The organism is Pedobacter sp. AK017 (assembly GCF_014200825.1).
Taxonomy (GTDB): Bacteria; Bacteroidota; Bacteroidia; order Sphingobacteriales; family Sphingobacteriaceae; genus Pedobacter; species Pedobacter heparinus.
Map to the genome: position 1 here is coordinate 233,105 of NZ_JACHCW010000003.1, position 16,993 is coordinate 250,097.

A 16,993-nucleotide genomic window follows, 5' to 3' on the forward strand; every position below is an offset into this window, starting at 1 on the left:
GGTCTATCTGCTAACGCCTTTCAATAAACAATATATCATGGCTGCGATTAACCGTATAATGGATACGTACCTCCATACCAGGTCTTAACTGTTGCAGACTAAGGCCGAGGTTCAATATTACAGCTGCCCAGCTATCCAGTTCCTTATATTCCGTTTTTATAATATAGCGAGGTGGTAAAATACCACTTATTGAATTTTCTACGGTTACTCCCAGTATAACGGTATCGACCACCCTTTTAGAAGATTGAAGACAGTGTTTGAAAGTGCGTATATAAAAAGGTATAACCAGCCCAATGAGCAAGATCGTAAATACTACTATCAGGAAAATCCCAAACCAGGTCAATCCGTTAATATGGTTAATCGCCAAGTCGCCAATTACATTTTTAATAAAGATCACATAGGCGTATAATAATGGCAAAATAAATATAAAAAGGAATACCAAGCGCTGTATCAACAGGCTTTTCAACTTTTTCTTTTCAAGTGTACTGAGTGGTTGTATATTCATTTTTTGTTGCATGTGGGGGCGTTTATTGCAGAATTTTCCCATCTTTATTAATGTAAAACCATTCTTCACTTTCCCAAGTGGGATGTTCATCATCAGGAGAAGCCGATACAGTTTTACATTTAAAGCTTACTTTGGCTTTACCGTTTTCAAAAGGCAATGCACAATCAAACTGGGGTGTAATTACAATTTTTGAAGTAAGTGAATCAACATATCCGATTTTGCCATTTTTCGTTATTCTGTATAATCCTTCACTCGTATAATCAGGCCCGTTATCAAATGGCAGTATGTTATAAATATGCTTTCCATTCCGATCAATTAAAACAAAGCCAGAATCTGCTACAATCCCAAAGTCTGTTATTGTATCCGTATAAGCTGCATAATAGTCGCCCAAAATTTTATTTCCATTCTGATCAAAGTACGCATACATTGAAGTTTTCTCATCTCTTTTGAGGATAAGTTTCGAAGGTTGTATGTTTGGTTTACAGGTAATTTGCAGAATTACCAATCCTAGAAGCAAAAGTTTGAATTTTCCAGTAAACAAGAATTTAGCAATATAGTTGTTCTTGTTTTGATTTTTGTTCTCGATCATAAGTTTTATAATAGTTGTCTTTTCATAGGAGGAACCAAAAATATTATCAAGAGCATTAATTGATTTAGGAGTTAGTGAGCCTGAATATATTAAATAAATGTATTACATCTGTCGTATTTTCTATATCAAAGATGTATGGATCAGTTGCATTTTCTATCCGTGTTCCTCTTTTTACAAAGATGAAATGGGTATTAAAGAAGTGGAATCTGGATTCGACAGAAGCGTGTCTTTGTGCTATTTGTATGGAAGATCGATTCTTTGTAAGCACATGGATTGTAAACAAGCAAACTGGAAGAATCGTGATTACTGGTCATTATGATTCCAATAATAACGGAAAATACGATAAGACCGACAAAAATCAGCTATTGATATATGATCTTAAAACTTTGAAATTGATTAATTAATATATTAGAAGTTAAACTTCTTTGCCTAACCCATTTTTTAGCTTATTTATTATCGATTATATAAGAGCTCATTTTTATAATCTTATCATTTTTGAAGTGATAAACATCGCAGAAATTGCTTTCATATTCCGTGCCATCTACTTTTTTACTTTTACTTGATCCCTGTACGGAGGCCATATCCCCTTCAATCACGATGGTTGAAAACCTGAAATCTGTGTGTTGCGGCATGTCACTTCCATCCATCTGATTGATTTCTGCTATTCCATTAAAAGTAGTATGGCCTGATGTAGAACTATACATGTCCCAAACTACATCGTCGGCCAGGTAATCCATAAATGCCTCCATTCTGTTTTCAGTAAACAAGAGGTTGATCTGTTCAATAAGTTCTTTTGTTGTCGCCATGGTGTTAAAACATTTGCTGAAGCGATATTGTTTGCGGGTTGATTAAACATTAAGCTCATGATTTTAGCTGGCTAGAAATATTTTATTAAAAAATCGAATCAATTTGTGATTAACCTTGTTTTTAAATACTACATACTAGATAATACTAGATACTAGATACTAAATATAAGTATTATGGATATCATTGGAAACGATGGCTTAATATATCTTAATGAAAGTTATTATGAAAAAGCAAGAAAAAAAAGGTCATGAAATGGATAAGCCACTGGCCAAAGCGGGTAGTTTAAACCTGCCTAAAAATAAAAAGCTTCAAACTGATGAACCATTGTCAGAAAAAGATGAAGTAAAGCAAGCAGAAGAGCGTCAGCGTAAACGAATGAAAGATGGAGATTAAATTGAAAACATAAATTTTAATATTATGGCAAAGTATTCAGAAAAAGCATCTGAGAAGGTAGAAAAAACGATGCATGAAATGAAAGAAGGTAAACTGAAGTCAGGAAGTGGAAAGAAGGTGACTTCTAAAAAGCAAGCCATTGCAATTGGTCTTTCGGAGGCAAGAAAAGCAGGGGCTAAAGTTCCTAAGAAGAAAGCTTAGAATTAAATCTATTTGCTGCGTAATAATTTAAAAATCTAGGCTTTATTTTGCCTTTTAACAGCGATACTATAAGCTACATCCAGATGGGGCTTTAGTTTCAGCATATTTTCCTTGTGTGGATTAACGATGCATACCCAGTACATCGCACCGTAAACTGGATGTGGCATAAGTACATTCTCCACCGAAAAATCTAAGCCGGAATTCAAGTAAGCGCCAATACCCTTCTTTAACTCAATATCATTGAATTCGGTTATAAAGGTAGTTTTGTCAATACCAATGTTAAGTCGGAAGAAACCTTTCCTGTTTAACTGCGATGCATTGTCAAAATCGTTATCGCTTGTAACTATGGTTGCGAACGGCATCATTTTCTCTTCTCTGTAGAAAAAGAATAAATCATTGTTTGCTTCAGTAACATTCACGTCTTCAAAACTGGATGAGATGTATGCAGTAATTTCTTCGATGTTCATAACAGAATTCCTGGGCTGGTAAATATAATTATATTCTGATGGCAGTCAAAATGAGGTAGAATTTAAATCGCAGTATGTTTAGGTTTGCCTATGACGGCTTTCAGTTTGTTCTTTGATGAGTTCAAGGGTTGGACCCCAGTACAGTTCCAGGTGCTTGCGGATCACATCGTCGGGGAAATTGCTGATGAAAAGATCAAGTCTGGTCTGTTTGTTTTCATATGAAAGGTCAAATTCCAGGAGACAATGATTTTCATCGGTATCGGCTAAGTTGGACAGTGAACTTAGAAAAGTATAGCTGAACTTAACATTAGGATCGAAGGCCAGGATGATACCTGAATTCCGGAATGGAATTCCGTGGAGATCTCCGCTGGTGACGATTGTACTGCCGACTTTCCAATCTGTTTTTATTTGAATGGGTGTATCGTAAGTCCATTGTTGAACAAAGGGGCTGAGGGTTAATGTATCCCAGACTGCCGAGACAGGAACATTAATGAGAATAGTTTTTTGCACCATATCCATTTGACTAAAATACGTTTTTTCCGGAATCAGGAATCGATTGATAGCCTTGAAATTATTTCACTATCGTATTAAATTCTGGATATCGTTGCTTTTTTTTAGCAAAAAAATAATTTTAAGATAATAAAACTAAAAATATTAGTATTTTTGTTTTTAATTGACTTAAGTTTATAGTACCTAAGGTTTTATACCATGAGAAGCTTGTTTAAAAAGGAGGACAGATGATTGAGCTGGATTATTTTCCGGATGGGGTGGATGGCCTGGTTTACCAGGTAGTGCAGTTTCGTGCTGCTGAACCATGGCGCATTGTTTATGCCGGTGAACTGATTTGCAGTATGGAAAAACTAGAAGGCTTGTGGTATGTGAAAGGGAAAGCACGGATTCCTCAGGAACTTATTGAAGGTATTGGTGTTTTGATTGACCGGCAGCACTTTAACCGTTTGCCAATGGAGCTTAAAATGCATTGGGAAACTTATGTACAGGAAACGATTGCCCAGGGTGATACCCAGTATCTGGTGGTTTGTAAGGCAGGAATTGATTTTGAGCGGTTTGAAAAACTGTTCAGGGCTTACATTATGAATCTGGTGAGAGATCCCTGGGAGATTTGTTTTCGGGTTTATAATGCCGGAATGTCTGAAGATTTTGAAGTTGTGGTAAAAGGACAAATATTGGTTCATTAGGCTATTATGTTCGTATTTCCTTTATAGTAAGCCCCCTGGGATGCTTTAATTGCAATGGAACTGAGTAGTGGCAGGATGTGGAAATACAGATATTGCTGCTAAGCAAAAAAAAATATTCAATATTATTTGTGCAAGCAAAACCTTGCGTATATATTTGCAAGGAAATACTTGCGCATTATGACACATACAAGAGACATCTTTCAGGCAATAGCAGATCCAACCAGAAGACAAATTATAGGTATGCTTGCGCAGAAATCACTCAATGTGAATGCTATTGCCAAGGAGTTTGCCATAACGAGGCAAGCAGTTTCATTGCATGTACAACTCCTAAACGATTGTGGTCTTATTACCATCAGGCAACAAGGTAGGGAACGATATTGTGAGGCAAAACTCGAAAAACTAAAGGAAGTGACAGATTGGGTAGACCAGTACCGGAAATATTGGGACAATCAATTTGATTCATTGGAAAGCTATCTGGCAAAAATTCAAAAAAAATAGAAACAGAAAGATGGAAAAGTACAATACATTCAAACAAGAAGATAATGTTCTGATACATACAAGAATCCTGGATGCACCAAGAGATTTAGTATGGGAAGTATGGACAAACCCTGCACATATCAGGGAATGGTGGGGGCCAAACGGTTTTTCGCTAACTACCAGATCAATGACGGTAGAACCAGGCCAGATCTGGGATTTTATTATGCACGGCATGGGAAGGGATTGGGATAATAAAATAGAATATGTAGAAGTAAATAAGCCTTACTTACTGTCCTATAAACATTCTGGTGAAAAAAGCGAAGATTATAACTTTATGGTTTCAGTTTCGTTTGAAGAAGTTGAAGGAAAAACCTTATTGACCATGAAGTCGGTATTTAAATCAAAAGCAATTATTGATGAGTTAAACAGAAAGGTAAATGCTATAGAAGGAGGCAAACAGACTTTAAACAGACTCGAAAACTATCTTAAAATAACTATTCACCAAAAAACAGAATCATGAAAAAGATAATTTCATTTATGCACATATCGCTTGACGGCTTTGTGGCAGGACCAAACGGAGAAATGGACTGGATTACAGTTGATGAAGAAATTTTTGATCATGTTGGCAAACGGATAAGTGAGGGAGATACCGCGTTATACGGAAAGGTAACCTATCAGATGATGGAAAATTACTGGCCTACTGCAGCAGATAGCCCTACGGCAAGCAAACACGACATTGAGCATTCAAAGTGGTATAAAAAAGTACACAAAGTTGTTTTATCAACAACACTGAAAGGTACCGGTTTAAAGAACGTAGAAATTATAAGCGGTAACATCTCTGACAAAATAAATGAAATAAAACAAAGAGAGGGTGAAGACATTTTGCTTTTTGGTAGCCCCAGGGCAACGCATTCACTTATTCGGCTAAACTTAATCGATGGCTACTGGCTATTCGTTAATCCAGTTATTCTTGGACAAGGCATTCCATTGTTTGCAGATATCAAAGACAAAATCAAATTAAAATTGCTGACTACCAAGCAATTTACATGCGGTGTAACTGAACTGAACTATATCTTAGACAATTCCTCTAAGTAGCTGGTGTTATTTGAGCGCATCCTGAAGTTGCGGTGAGTATGATCAGTGTGTATATGATTTTTTGATAAAGAATGGCTTTTAGTAAAACTTATCTTTTTTCATTTTAAGGTTTTCAGCTTCTTCTTCGGCTATGATTTTTACCTTTTTTAAATCTACGCGGATGATATTGTATAAGCTCATGTATACATTTGCTATCCATACTATGGTAAAGCCTGCAATGATATAGCCAATCCAGTTTTGGTAAAGTAGCTTATAATCAGTTATAATGAGCAGCAATAGCGTCACGTAATGACTGAAGCAGTATTCACAAGTGAATACGTAAAAGAATTTTCTCTTCAACAGGGTATTGCATGATTTTGATTTTGCGACGCAATATTCACGGGGTTCTTTAAATATTTCTTCTTTAGTGACTGTCCAGCTGATGCAGGCGACCACGATTGAGAGAATAAAGAGCCAATAAGAATGGGTTTCCATAACTTCTTTTGAACATTTTAACATACCTGATAAAAAAAGGTTTGGAATTTTCTGAAATTAGTAACTTGCTTCTATGAAAAGGCTGGAGTTTTACAATGAAACGATACAATAGAAAAAATGAACCCTGAATCACAGAATGTAACAGATTATACCAATAACAATACCATATTTATGGTCTGGAATTTTAAGGATAACCTTGAGATCAGGACTGTTTTTAATAAGCTTTGCAAGCTGGTCATTAACCTTAATAATTCTGTTAATGTCCGCTTTCCGGTTTCGAGGGCCAGTTGTGTTCTGGGAATCGGGTATGACGCCTGGTTCAGGCTAAATCTTCCGGCACCAGCGCCTAAGGAACTGACAAATTTTGCTCCAGTTATTGGTGAAAAGCACACAGCAATATCTTCAAAAGCAGACCTGCATATTCATATCCGGGCTGACAGTACAAGTATCTGTTATGATATGGCAGCAGCCATATCGGATGTTCTGGAACCAGTTGCGGTAAGTATAGAGGAAATTCATGGCTTCCGTTATTGGGACAGTCGTTCCATCTTAGGTTTTGTAGATGGCACTGAAAATCCACATGGTATTGACCGGGAACGTTTTGCTATTATTGGTGATGATGATCCGGCTTATAAAGGGGGAAGCTATCTCTTTGTGCAGAAATATATACATGACCTGTCGACCTGGAAAGGACTGTCTACGGCAGACCAGGAAAAAATCATTGGCAGGTCGAAAGCAGACGATATTGAAATGTCTGATGAGGTAAAGCCTGCAAATGCGCACATTGCTTTGGCCAATGTTGGTGACGATTTTAAGATTGTCCGTGACAACATGCCTTTCGGCCATATGTCAACCAACGAAATGGGGACTTATTTTATAGCTTACGCCAGTACATTCAGCACAGTGCAGAAGATGTTGAATAATATGTTCATCGGTTTTCCTGCAGGCAATTATGACCGTATACTGGATTTCAGTACAGCCAAAACTGGCAGCCTGTTTTTTGTGCCTACTTTTGATATGCTGGATGAGTTTCAGAACCAGGTAGGCGCAGCGCTATCATCTGGAAACTAAAAAAGCATTTAAACTGCTGTTTAGAAAGCTGGCACGTGAACACTAAAAAGTAAACATTATGATCTTAACGTTGTTGTAGCTATAAACTAATGATATCACCATGGAAACTCAGCAAAACAATGAAAACACTCCGCCTTTAAAAACAAGGGATGATAAACGCGGGCATAATATAGATGCAACTAAAAGTATTTCGGAGATGCGCGAAGACGCGGAGACAAAAAAGGGGGATAAGCTTGAAGATCAGGTTGGCGAGCAGGAAAACGGACCTGAAGATGATGCTATGAATTATAAAAGTGACCGTGATCACGGTACTTATAATCCGGAAAATATATAAAATAATAGTGATTTAGGGTTGACTGAAAGTCAACCCTGTAATTGTGTGTGGTATATTCAGTATTTTATTTTTTACCGAGCTCTTCTGCCAAACCGATTAGCAGGCCATCCTTTGCCCGAATGTAGCATAACCGATACGAGTTTTCGTACTGAACTACTTCGCCAACGAGCTGGGCACCATGCTTGAGGAGCCTGGATACCAGCTCGTCAATATCCTCGATGGTGAACATTGCGCGTAGATAACCGAGGGCATTTACCGGTGCTGCCCTGTGATCTTCGATAACAGGGGGGCTTAGAAACCGTGAAAGCTCAAGCCGACTGTGGCCATCGGGAGTAACCATCATCGCAACTTCGACGTGCTGATTACCTAATCCAGTAACGCGACCAGCCCATTCACCTTCAATCGTGGCCCGTCCTTCGAGCTTCAGGCCTATTTCTGTGAAAAAGGAGATCGCGTCATCAAGAGATTCTACTACGATCCCGATATTATCCATTCGTAATAATTTATTTTTTGCCATAGTATTATGTATTTATATAACCATAACAAATATCATATTAAAAAGTGATTATATAGGGGGGATAAAGCGACTTTTGTAGGTCTGTTTGCGACATTTCAGCCTCTCTGCAGCGGCTCCATTATACAGGTCTCCCTACTTATCCAGGCTATCATGATGAATGTTTCTTTATCCATAAGAGCCTCCAGTTAGAAAGAATTTTCTTGAGTTTAGAAACATTAGGTTCATGAGGCTGATTTTTATAAGTTTACTTATATAAATAAACGAAATAAATACGTATTGAGTTATGACATCACTAAACAGAAATATCAGATTATGGTTTAGGTATGTATTGTTAATCGTTTTTGTAATTGTATTGGGAATCCTTTCCAGGAAAGCATCATTTATACCGTTGATTATTGGGGATGTATTGTATGCCGCAATGATGTTCCTCTGCGTGAAATTGCTCTTCATCAGAGTGAATTTCTGGATTATTGCGTTGATTAGTTTATTAATATGTTTTCTTATTGAATTAAGCCAGCTTTATAATGCAGTATGGATAAATGATATTAGAAATACTACTTTAGGCGCATTAATACTTGGACGCGGGTTTCTTTGGAGCGATATTGTAGCATACACAATCGGAACTATTATTTGTATACTTTTTTTTCAGTTTACCCGTATATTTTCGGATAAGGTTGATTAGTTCAGGTTTTCACAAAATTGCGATGTTTTAAATGAGAATTGTAAGCGCCGGATAAATTTAATTTTCTTGAACCATTCTGTATCCGGATTGTTTCTAACCTATCTGGTTAAGCTCCTGAATTAACATGTTAAAAAAATGAAAGCAGAAATTAGAAACATTTCTGTAAAATTTAAAGTAATGTATGATGGAGAATTATGAAAATTTGCAAAAGAAAGCCAATCTTATCCGTAAATGGTGCTTGAAATCTACCACAGCAGCCGGATCGGGACATCCCACATCCTGTTTATCTGCCGCTGACATGATGGCGGTACTTTTTGACCGGTATTTCAGATACGACCTCAACAACCCCCTTAATTTGTATAATGACCGGTTGGTATTCTCTAAGGGGCATGCCGCACCATTGCTATATACCCTATTTGGGATGGCAGGTGCGTACCCCTTGGAAGAACTGCTTACACTGAGGAAGTTTAATAGCCGCTTTGAAGGGCATCCTACACCAAAGTTCGTTTATGCTGAAGCTGCTACTGGATCGTTAGGTCAGGGGCTTTCCGTTGCTGCAGGACTTGCTCTGCTGGCTAAAAGGGAATCGCTTCCCTGCAAGAATTATGTCCTTTTAGGAGATGGTGAACTGGCAGAAGGACAGGTTTGGGAGGCTGCTAACTTTGCTGCTTATCACCAGCTGGATAACCTTGTTGCTATTGCTGATATCAATAGATTGGCGCAGAGTGGGGAGACCATGTTTGGATGGGACACTGATAAATATGAGCAGCGTTTTCGGGCATTTGGTTTTGAAACGATGGTGATCAATGGGCATGACCTTAAAGAAGTCCAAATTGCCTTTGAACAAGCATTTTACCATCAGGGTGGTAAGCCCCTGGCCATTGTTGCCCATACCATAAAAGGGAAAGGTGTTTCTTTTCTGGAAGATAAAGAAGGATGGCATGGGAAAGCACTGACGGAGGAAGAACTGCAAAGCGCCTTGAAGGAGCTGGGTGAACCAGATGATCAGCTAAAACTAGATTTGAGGCATCCGGATTCAATAAGCTTACCAAAACAGGAAGTAGTAGCTCCGAAACACGGACTTTCCTTTGAAAAAGGGAATGAATATGCTACAAGAGAAGTTTTTGGTGAGGCGATAACCGAATCGGGACACCAGAATAAAGACATTTATGTTCTGGATGCAGATGTAAAAAATTCGACCTTTTCTGAAGATTTTTTACGGGCTTTTCCAGAACGTTTTGTAGAATGCTTCATAGCCGAGCAAAACATGGTTTCGGTTGCAGCAGGCTTGTCTCGGCTTGGCAAAATACCTGTTGTGGCTACTTTCGGTGCCTTTTTGACCAGGGCTGCTGACCAGATTCGCATGGCCAGGGTATCGGAGGCCAATATAAAATTTGTAGGTTCTCATGTGGGGGTGTCTATTGGTGCGGATGGCCCTTCGCAAATGGCACTTGAGGATATTGCTTTATTTGGAGCTTTACCCGACACTGTTATTTTTCAACCGGCAGATGCAGTTTCGACTGTAAAATTGACCGTCCAGATGACCGGTCATACAGGTTTTTTTTACATGCGGACACTGCGTTCCAAAACGCCGGTATTGTATGATAATGCTGAAACCTTTAAAATTGGCGGATCAAAACTGTTAAGGCATGCTGAAGATGATCAGCTTACCATTGCCGCTACCGGTATTACTGTTTTTGAAGCGCTTAAAGCCGCAGATCAATTAAAAGAAGAAGGAATTCTTGTGCGGGTACTGGATTGCTATTGCATTAATCCTATTGATCAGGATACTTTGATTAAATGTGTCCGTGAGACCAAAAATGCAATTTTAATTACTGTTGAGGACCATTTTGCCCATGGTGGTATGGGGGACTTTGCAATGGCTGCGCTGGCAATGACCGGCAAACCCATCCAGGTGAAAAAACTGGCGGTGAATGAAATTTCAGCGTCGGGGAAAATGGAGGAGCTGCTGGAACTGGCCGGTATCAATGCTGCTGCTATTGTTAACCAGGTCCATACTTTAATTTCTACTACGGTATTACATTGAGAAGGCTTTGTGGCCGGTAATACTTGCACTTAACAGATTAGGGCCAGTTGCGGTGTGGTGAACAGGATAACAGTTTTTGTAAAATATTAGTATGTTTGAGTATGAAAGTATATAGTTTATGAGAATAGCTCTAAAAAGAACATACATTTTATTAGCCGCTTTGGGTATGACTGCTGCGCCGGCATTTGCGCAATTAAATAAAGTGCAGCATGTTGTGGTGATCTATATGGAGAACCACAGCTTTGATAACTTGTATGGACAGTTTCCCGGTGCAGAAGGCCTGGAACAGGCCAATCAAGAAAATATTACACAGCTTAATGCTGACGGGCAACCTTATCATACCTTGCCACCGATCCCGCGCAGTAGTGCTTTTCCGACAAACCTGCCCAATACCTATTTCAATATTGACCAATATGTGGCTGCTGACCAGGTTACTCCCGATGTGACACATCGTTTTTATCAGGAGCAATTACAGATTAATGGCGGCAAAATGAATAAGTATGCACTTTATAACTTTACCAAAGGTTTTGCTATGGGGTATTATCGTACCAGTGATTTACCATTGTACGATCTTGCCAGAAAATATACAGTTTGCGATCATTTCTTCCATAGTGTTTTTGGAGGATCTTTTCTAAATCATCAGTGGCTGGTTGCTGCTGCATCACCTACATTTCCTAATGCGCCTGCCAGTATTGTAGCACAGGTAGATGCAGAGGGTAAACTGATTAAAGATGGTACAGTAACGCCTGATGGTTATGCGGTGAACACGGTCAATTCGATTAATCTATATCCAAAAAACGGAAACCCTGCTTTTCTGGTACCTTCACAGACCGGACCCAATATAGGTGACCGGTTATCAGACAAGGGTATTTCCTGGGCATGGTACTCAGGTGGCTGGAACAATATTATGGCAGGAAAACCTGCTCCTTCTTTTACATATCATCATCAGCCCTTTGCTTATTTTACACGTTATGCTGAAGGAACGGTGGGTAGAAAGAAACACCTGAAGGATGAGACTGAGTTTTTAGAAGCTGCTAAAAAAGGTACTTTGCCGGCGGTTTCCTTCGTTAAGCCTATTGGCCTGGAAAACGAGCATCCGGGCGAATCTACTGTAACCGGCGGGGAAAGCCATGCTGTAGAACTGATTAATGCGGTACTGAACGGCCCTAACGGTAAGGATGCGGTAGTTATTCTGACTTATGACGAGAACGGTGGTTTTTGGGATCATGTTGCTCCACCGCTAATCGACAAATGGGGACCTGGTACACGCATACCCGCCCTGATCTTATCGCCTTTTGCAAAAAAGGGTTATGTGGACCATACGGTTTATGAAACTGTAAGTATTCTGGCTTTTATTGAAAAAAGGTGGGGACTGAAACCACTGAATGAACGTGATAAAAATGCAGATCCGTTGAGCCATGCGTTCAATTTCTAAAATTGTTATCCTTGGTTTTTCAGCAACTGTAGTTGTTACGCTACTATCTCTGCGGCAACCGGACGGGCCAGCAGTACAGGTTAAACAACAATTAATTCGTCAGGCAGACAGTTTATTGCTTGCCGTCAACTTGTTGCGGTCAGTAAAAATGGATGTTGCACAAAGCCAATTGTTACAGCAGCGTTTCCGCGAGGTAAGGCTTGCCTATAAACAGCTAGAATGGGCCACGGAATACTTTGATCCGCTAACGGCCCGGCAAGTGAACGGCCCGCCGGTACCAGAAACCGAACTGAATGGACTGGTAATACAGCCCGATGGATTACAACTTATTGAACAGTATCTTTTTCCGGGATTTGTATCTGATAAACAACAAGAATTTAGTGGCTTACTGGGGCGTTTGGCAATCAATGCAACGGAGTTCCGTGAGTTTTTTAGGAGAGCAGACCTGCAGGACTGGCAGATCCATGATGCGGTAAAGCAGGAGGTTTTTCGAATAGAGATACTTGGACTTAATGACTTTGATGACCCGCTATCCAAAAGGTGTTTTGCCGAATCGGCGGCAGCACTGCAAAGTCTGAAGGGTGTTATTGCTCACTATAAGGCTGTGCCTGAATTTGATCCGGCTATCGGTTATCTTCAGCATCCCGAAACATTTGACCGCTTTGATCGAGCCACCTTTATCATCCGTTACGCCAACCCGCTCACCAGGTCGCTCAAGTTATTAAAGGATCAATTAAAATTGCCGGATGTTCGCTACAACCGCTTGCTTAATCAGGATGCCGCAACACTATTTGAAGCAGATGCCTTTAACCGTAATGCTTATACTGCCGAACCGGGGGATTCTGTTACCGCAGAAAGGACTGTTTTAGGCAAAAAGCTATTCTTCGATCCGGTACTTTCTGGCAGTGGCAAGCGCAGCTGTGCTTCCTGCCATCAGCCTAACCTTGATTTTACGGATGGCCTGATCAAAAACCTTGATATTACCGGCAAAAGGATGATTATGCGCAATACCCCGACACTGATCAATGCGGCTTTACAACCTGCACAATTTTATGACCTGCGGGTTCCTTCGCTGGAAGACCAGGCCAGGGATGTGTTAAATAACCCAGACGAAATGCATGGTGACATGCAGGTAGCAATTGGTAAGCTCTGGGCCGATACGAACTACCGAAAGCTGTTCAGTAGTGCTTATCCCCGACAGGGGCGTATGGCGATTGATACCTTTGAGGTAATGAATGCCCTGGCGGGATACGTGCGTAGCCTGACTGCACTAAACAGTCGTTTTGACGCTTATATGCAGGGCGATAAGCGTGCCATGAAAGAGACAGCGTTGGCTGGTTTTAACCTGTTTATGGGCAAAGCCCGCTGTGGGACCTGCCATTTTCTGCCGCTGTTTAACGGTACGCTGCCACCACGTTATATGCAAATGGAAGCGGAAGTGATTGGGGTGCCCCAAAAAATAGATCGTAAATATATCGATCCGGATTTGGGCCTTTACCGCATTCAATCCGGAGATTTTAATCGCCATGCCTTTAAAATTACCACGGTTCGCAATACCACCCGTACTGCACCATATATGCACAATGGTGTATTTCGGACACTTGAAGAAGTGATCGATTTTTATGATAAGGGTGGTGGTAGGGGTGCGGGCATTGAAATTGCCAACCAGACACTGGATGAGACACCGCTGCACCTGAACGAAGAAGAGAAAACCGAAATAATCGATTTTATCAAGAGCCTGGATAGCATTAGCACTTTATAGCATGAAGCTAGAATGTATTTAGTTTTTCCTCTTCCATATCCAGATATTTCAAATGCTTACGGATAATTTCTTCGTCCAATGTCTTTTCATCCTTATTTTTCTGAATCAGCCATTGCCTTTGTTGGGCCAGAATGTCAAGATAAATCTGTTTACACTCTTCCGCCATCAGATCATTATCCGTTATCGTTTTATTGTTTTCCCATTTAAGGGCCAGTTGCTGCAATACGGGCTGACGACTTAATTGTTCACTATAGTTGTTTTTTAAATGTGATAGGGCATGTTCGGCCAGTTGCTTTCTGATGGCATAGTGCGCTTCCTCTTCAGATATGCTCCTGTCAGGATCGGGAATTTGTATCTTTCTGATCAGATAGGGTAACGTTAAGCCTTGAATCAATAAGGTCAGAAGTATCACAACAAATGTTATAAAAAGGATAAGGTTCCTTTGAGGAAAGGCAGTGCCATCTGACAGCTGCACCGGAATAGATAATGCAGCCGCTAGGGATACCACACCGCGCATACCAGTCCAGCCAAGTACAAAAGGAACTTTAAAGCCTGGGCTTCTGGTGTCGGCAACAGTAATAAAGTTACGTGCAATAAGTGTAACGATTACCGCTCCATAAGCAGACAATATTCTCCCTATAATCAGTACAACTGTAATCAGCACCCCGTAACCAATGGCCGATGAAATGCTTACACCTTCCAGTCCTGCCGTAATTTCGGGCAGGTCTAAGCCGATAAGCATAAACACCAGTCCATTCAATACAAAACAAAGGCTTTCCCAGACATTTACACCACGCAATCGTGAGGTGCTGCTCAGAAAATGATGCCTCTTGTTCGATAAGAATAATCCGCCACTTACTACGGCAAGTACACCCGAACTGTGTATTTCCTCGGCAGCAAGATACATAATATAGGGAGTTACAATAGTTAATACAATATCCATATTGGCATCTGTGGGCAAATATTTATGAACTTTCATGAAAACCAAACCAATTATTAAACCAATGCCAATCCCGCCAATCAGCATCCAGGTAAAGTTTAGGGCTGCTTCATACCAGATAAACTGACCAGTTGCCACTGCTATCAGTGCGAAACGGAAAATAATAAGTGAGGAGGCATCATTCAGTAAACTTTCACCTTCTAATATAGATGACATTCTTTTGGGGACTTTTACAAACTTTAATATGGCACCGGCACTTACCGCATCGGGTGGCGAAACGATACCGCCCAATAAAAAGCCCAGTACCAATGAAAAGCCAGGAATAAAATGATTGGCAACAAACGCTACTGACATGGCAGTAAGAAATACAACTACAAAGGCAAAACTGGTAATGATGCGGCGCCAGCGCCATAATTCTTTCCAGGATACCGCCCAGGATGCTTCATATAACAAAGGGGGCAAGAAGATAAAGAAAATAAGCTCCGGGTCTATGTGCATTTTAGGTACTTCAGGAATAAAGCTAATGAGTAGCCCTGCTATTACAAGGAGCACCGGATACGCAACTTTAATTTTGTTTGCCAGCATAATCAGCAATACAATGGCAACAACTAAACTCAGATAAAAAGGAAAGTTTTCTAACATGTTTAAGTACGGGTTTATACAGTGTTAAATTTAGATGCGTCTTATAAAATAAGAAAAAGAAAGAATTTTAGTTCTTTTTGTAACAAAATGAAATATATTGATTAATAATTAAAGTAAATAGGTGGTCGGTTTACCAAATATTATTACATTTACTTCCTGTAAAACTGAAACCTCAATGCTTAAATTTTAATTACATGAAGATAAAAAAAATATTTTTACTGCCTGTCTTTTTTATATTACTAACGCTGAGTGTCCAATCTCAAAATGTAAATATGCTGGAAAGTCTGCCAGATTCGGTTTACTCTGGAAAACAGGGTAAATTACATGTCCAGGGTGTTGCTTTAGATCAGGCGAATAGATGTATCTATTTTTCTTTTACAGACCGGTTGATTAAGATGGATCTTTCAGGTAAATTGATAGGAAGTGTAACTGGTTTTGTAGGACATCTTGGTGATTTGGATTTTAATACTGAAGACGGGAAGATATATGGTTCGCTGGAATATAAAAATGATGCAATTGGTAAGGGAATCAGAAAATCACTAGGGGTACAAAACAACAATGAAAATGGTTTTTACATTGCCATATTTGATGGTTCCCGTATTGTACGTCCCAATATGGATGCAGAAAAAGAAGATTTGCTGCGTACCATTTATATAAAGGAGGCGGTAACGGATTATGAAGCTGAAGTAAAGGCCGGTAATGGTACAAAGCCACATCGGTTCGCTTGTTCGGGAATTGATGGTGTTGCTTTTGCACCGGCCATAGGCAGCCCCAACTCTGATAAAAAATATTTATATGTTGCTTACGGTGTTTATGGTGATACTGACAGAGATGATAATGATCATCAGGTTTTATTAAAGTATGATATTGCCAACTGGAATAAATTAGCGCAGCCATTATTACAGGACAAATTGCATCATTCCGGACCGGCAAGGCCTTCGGAAAAATACTTTATAAAAACCGGTAGCACCAATTACGGCATTCAAAATTTAGCTTACGATGCTTTTACAGGAAACTTTTTTGCTGCGGTATACCGTGGCACTAAAGCCCAGTTTCCTAATTACGATCTGTTTGTGATTGATGCACACAAAATGCCCGTTAAAGCGCAGATTTCATCAGGTGGTCAGCATATCAAAGTCAAAACCCTTTCTTTACTTCAGGCAGGGCCGAAAGATGAAAATACTGGTATCAGAGGCTGGCATTTTGAATGGGGTGCTACCGGCTTGTGCCCTATAGGTGATGGACTGTTTTATATTTCACACAATAAAAAGTACAAAGACGGAATGCAGGAAAGCACCATCTATAAGTATAAATGGGTGGGAGATGCTCAAAACTCATTTATCAGGGTAAAATAAAATC

At 39.8% G+C, this 16,993-nt stretch carries 21 protein-coding genes; 13 read left to right on the forward strand and 8 right to left on the reverse strand.

Annotation, left to right across the window (positions count from 1 at the left end):
- Positions 1 to 10: 10 nt before the first annotated feature.
- From HDC92_RS05960 to HDC92_RS05970, 3 genes are all read right to left on the reverse strand, one after another.
- Complete coding sequence (locus HDC92_RS05960) at positions 11 to 505, reverse strand: hypothetical protein (RefSeq protein ID WP_143715738.1); 495 nt, start codon at positions 503 to 505, stop codon at positions 11 to 13.
- Between the two features lie 22 nt (positions 506 to 527).
- Positions 528 to 1,094 (reverse strand): WG repeat-containing protein, encoded by a 567-nt coding sequence (locus HDC92_RS05965; RefSeq protein WP_015808212.1) that lies wholly within the window; start codon positions 1,092 to 1,094, stop codon positions 528 to 530.
- Positions 1,095 to 1,540: 446 nt separating this feature from the next.
- Positions 1,541 to 1,900, reverse strand: coding sequence for a nuclear transport factor 2 family protein (locus tag HDC92_RS05970; RefSeq protein WP_015808210.1), 360 nt, complete (start codon positions 1,898 to 1,900; stop codon positions 1,541 to 1,543).
- A gap of 223 nt (positions 1,901 to 2,123) precedes the next feature.
- Between HDC92_RS05970 and HDC92_RS05975 the strand changes: the two genes are divergently transcribed.
- Positions 2,124 to 2,294, forward strand: a complete 171-nt coding sequence (locus HDC92_RS05975; protein ID WP_183872998.1) for a hypothetical protein — start codon at positions 2,124 to 2,126, stop codon at positions 2,292 to 2,294.
- Between the two features lie 24 nt (positions 2,295 to 2,318).
- Positions 2,319 to 2,495: a DUF6496 domain-containing protein gene (locus tag HDC92_RS05980; protein ID WP_183873000.1), complete on the forward strand. Its 177-nt coding sequence runs from the start codon at positions 2,319 to 2,321 to the stop codon at positions 2,493 to 2,495.
- A gap of 35 nt (positions 2,496 to 2,530) precedes the next feature.
- Here HDC92_RS05980 and HDC92_RS05985 read toward each other — a convergent pair whose 3' ends face one another.
- On the reverse strand, positions 2,531 to 2,962 hold the full coding sequence (locus tag HDC92_RS05985; RefSeq protein ID WP_183873002.1) for a DUF6194 family protein: 432 nt from the start codon (positions 2,960 to 2,962) through the stop codon (positions 2,531 to 2,533).
- 78 nt (positions 2,963 to 3,040) lie between these two features.
- The gene (locus HDC92_RS05990) at positions 3,041 to 3,481 is read right to left on the reverse strand and encodes an SRPBCC domain-containing protein (RefSeq protein ID WP_015808206.1); all 441 of its coding nucleotides are present in this window, start codon (positions 3,479 to 3,481) and stop codon (positions 3,041 to 3,043) included.
- A 218-nt stretch (positions 3,482 to 3,699) separates the two neighbouring features.
- On the opposite strand from HDC92_RS05990, the gene HDC92_RS05995 reads away from it, so the two are divergent.
- The 4 genes from HDC92_RS05995 to HDC92_RS06010 all read left to right on the forward strand — a co-directional run bounded on the left by HDC92_RS05995 (position 3,700) and on the right by HDC92_RS06010 (position 5,730).
- Entirely contained in the window at positions 3,700 to 4,158 is a 459-nt protein-coding gene (locus HDC92_RS05995) for a hypothetical protein (RefSeq protein WP_183873004.1), read from the forward strand.
- Positions 4,159 to 4,335: 177 nt separating this feature from the next.
- On the forward strand, positions 4,336 to 4,656 hold the full coding sequence (locus HDC92_RS06000) for an ArsR/SmtB family transcription factor (RefSeq protein WP_015808204.1): 321 nt from the start codon (positions 4,336 to 4,338) through the stop codon (positions 4,654 to 4,656).
- A gap of 10 nt (positions 4,657 to 4,666) precedes the next feature.
- Complete coding sequence (locus tag HDC92_RS06005; RefSeq protein WP_015808203.1) at positions 4,667 to 5,155, forward strand: SRPBCC domain-containing protein; 489 nt, start codon at positions 4,667 to 4,669, stop codon at positions 5,153 to 5,155.
- Positions 5,152 to 5,730 (forward strand): dihydrofolate reductase family protein, encoded by a 579-nt coding sequence (locus tag HDC92_RS06010; RefSeq protein WP_183873007.1) that lies wholly within the window; start codon positions 5,152 to 5,154, stop codon positions 5,728 to 5,730. Before HDC92_RS06005 ends, HDC92_RS06010 begins: the two co-directional genes overlap by 4 nt.
- A gap of 78 nt (positions 5,731 to 5,808) precedes the next feature.
- Here HDC92_RS06010 and HDC92_RS06015 read toward each other — a convergent pair whose 3' ends face one another.
- Positions 5,809 to 6,204, reverse strand: coding sequence for a hypothetical protein (locus tag HDC92_RS06015; RefSeq protein WP_255484460.1), 396 nt, complete (start codon positions 6,202 to 6,204; stop codon positions 5,809 to 5,811).
- A 117-nt stretch (positions 6,205 to 6,321) separates the two neighbouring features.
- Between HDC92_RS06015 and HDC92_RS06020 the strand changes: the two genes are divergently transcribed.
- Together HDC92_RS06020 and HDC92_RS06025 are read left to right on the forward strand one after the other, a co-directional pair.
- Complete coding sequence (locus HDC92_RS06020; protein WP_183873011.1) at positions 6,322 to 7,275, forward strand: Dyp-type peroxidase; 954 nt, start codon at positions 6,322 to 6,324, stop codon at positions 7,273 to 7,275.
- A gap of 100 nt (positions 7,276 to 7,375) precedes the next feature.
- Positions 7,376 to 7,609, forward strand: coding sequence for a hypothetical protein (locus HDC92_RS06025; RefSeq protein WP_183873013.1), 234 nt, complete (start codon positions 7,376 to 7,378; stop codon positions 7,607 to 7,609).
- A gap of 64 nt (positions 7,610 to 7,673) precedes the next feature.
- On the opposite strand, the gene HDC92_RS06030 is transcribed toward HDC92_RS06025, so the two are convergent.
- Entirely contained in the window at positions 7,674 to 8,126 is a 453-nt protein-coding gene (locus tag HDC92_RS06030; protein ID WP_183873014.1) for a VOC family protein, read from the reverse strand.
- Positions 8,127 to 8,409: 283 nt separating this feature from the next.
- Here HDC92_RS06030 and HDC92_RS06035 point away from each other — a divergent pair, with 283 nt between their 5' ends.
- The 4 genes from HDC92_RS06035 to HDC92_RS06050 all read left to right on the forward strand — a co-directional run bounded on the left by HDC92_RS06035 (position 8,410) and on the right by HDC92_RS06050 (position 14,052).
- A complete protein-coding gene (locus tag HDC92_RS06035) occupies positions 8,410 to 8,808 on the forward strand; it encodes a DUF2809 domain-containing protein (RefSeq protein ID WP_183873017.1) in 399 nt (132 codons plus the stop codon).
- Positions 8,809 to 8,989: 181 nt separating this feature from the next.
- A complete protein-coding gene (locus tag HDC92_RS06040) occupies positions 8,990 to 10,855 on the forward strand; it encodes a transketolase (protein WP_183873019.1) in 1,866 nt (621 codons plus the stop codon).
- Between the two features lie 118 nt (positions 10,856 to 10,973).
- Complete coding sequence (locus tag HDC92_RS06045; RefSeq protein ID WP_183873021.1) at positions 10,974 to 12,290, forward strand: alkaline phosphatase family protein; 1,317 nt, start codon at positions 10,974 to 10,976, stop codon at positions 12,288 to 12,290.
- Positions 12,274 to 14,052 (forward strand): cytochrome-c peroxidase, encoded by a 1,779-nt coding sequence (locus HDC92_RS06050; RefSeq protein WP_183873023.1) that lies wholly within the window; start codon positions 12,274 to 12,276, stop codon positions 14,050 to 14,052. The genes HDC92_RS06045 and HDC92_RS06050 overlap by 17 nt, the downstream gene beginning before the upstream one ends.
- A 7-nt stretch (positions 14,053 to 14,059) precedes the next feature.
- Here HDC92_RS06050 and HDC92_RS06055 read toward each other — a convergent pair whose 3' ends face one another.
- Positions 14,060 to 15,634, reverse strand: a complete 1,575-nt coding sequence (locus HDC92_RS06055) for a Na+/H+ antiporter (RefSeq protein ID WP_015808194.1) — start codon at positions 15,632 to 15,634, stop codon at positions 14,060 to 14,062.
- 194 nt (positions 15,635 to 15,828) lie between these two features.
- On the opposite strand from HDC92_RS06055, the gene HDC92_RS06060 reads away from it, so the two are divergent.
- A complete protein-coding gene (locus HDC92_RS06060) occupies positions 15,829 to 16,989 on the forward strand; it encodes a hypothetical protein (protein ID WP_183873025.1) in 1,161 nt (386 codons plus the stop codon).
- Positions 16,990 to 16,993 lie beyond the last annotated feature (4 nt).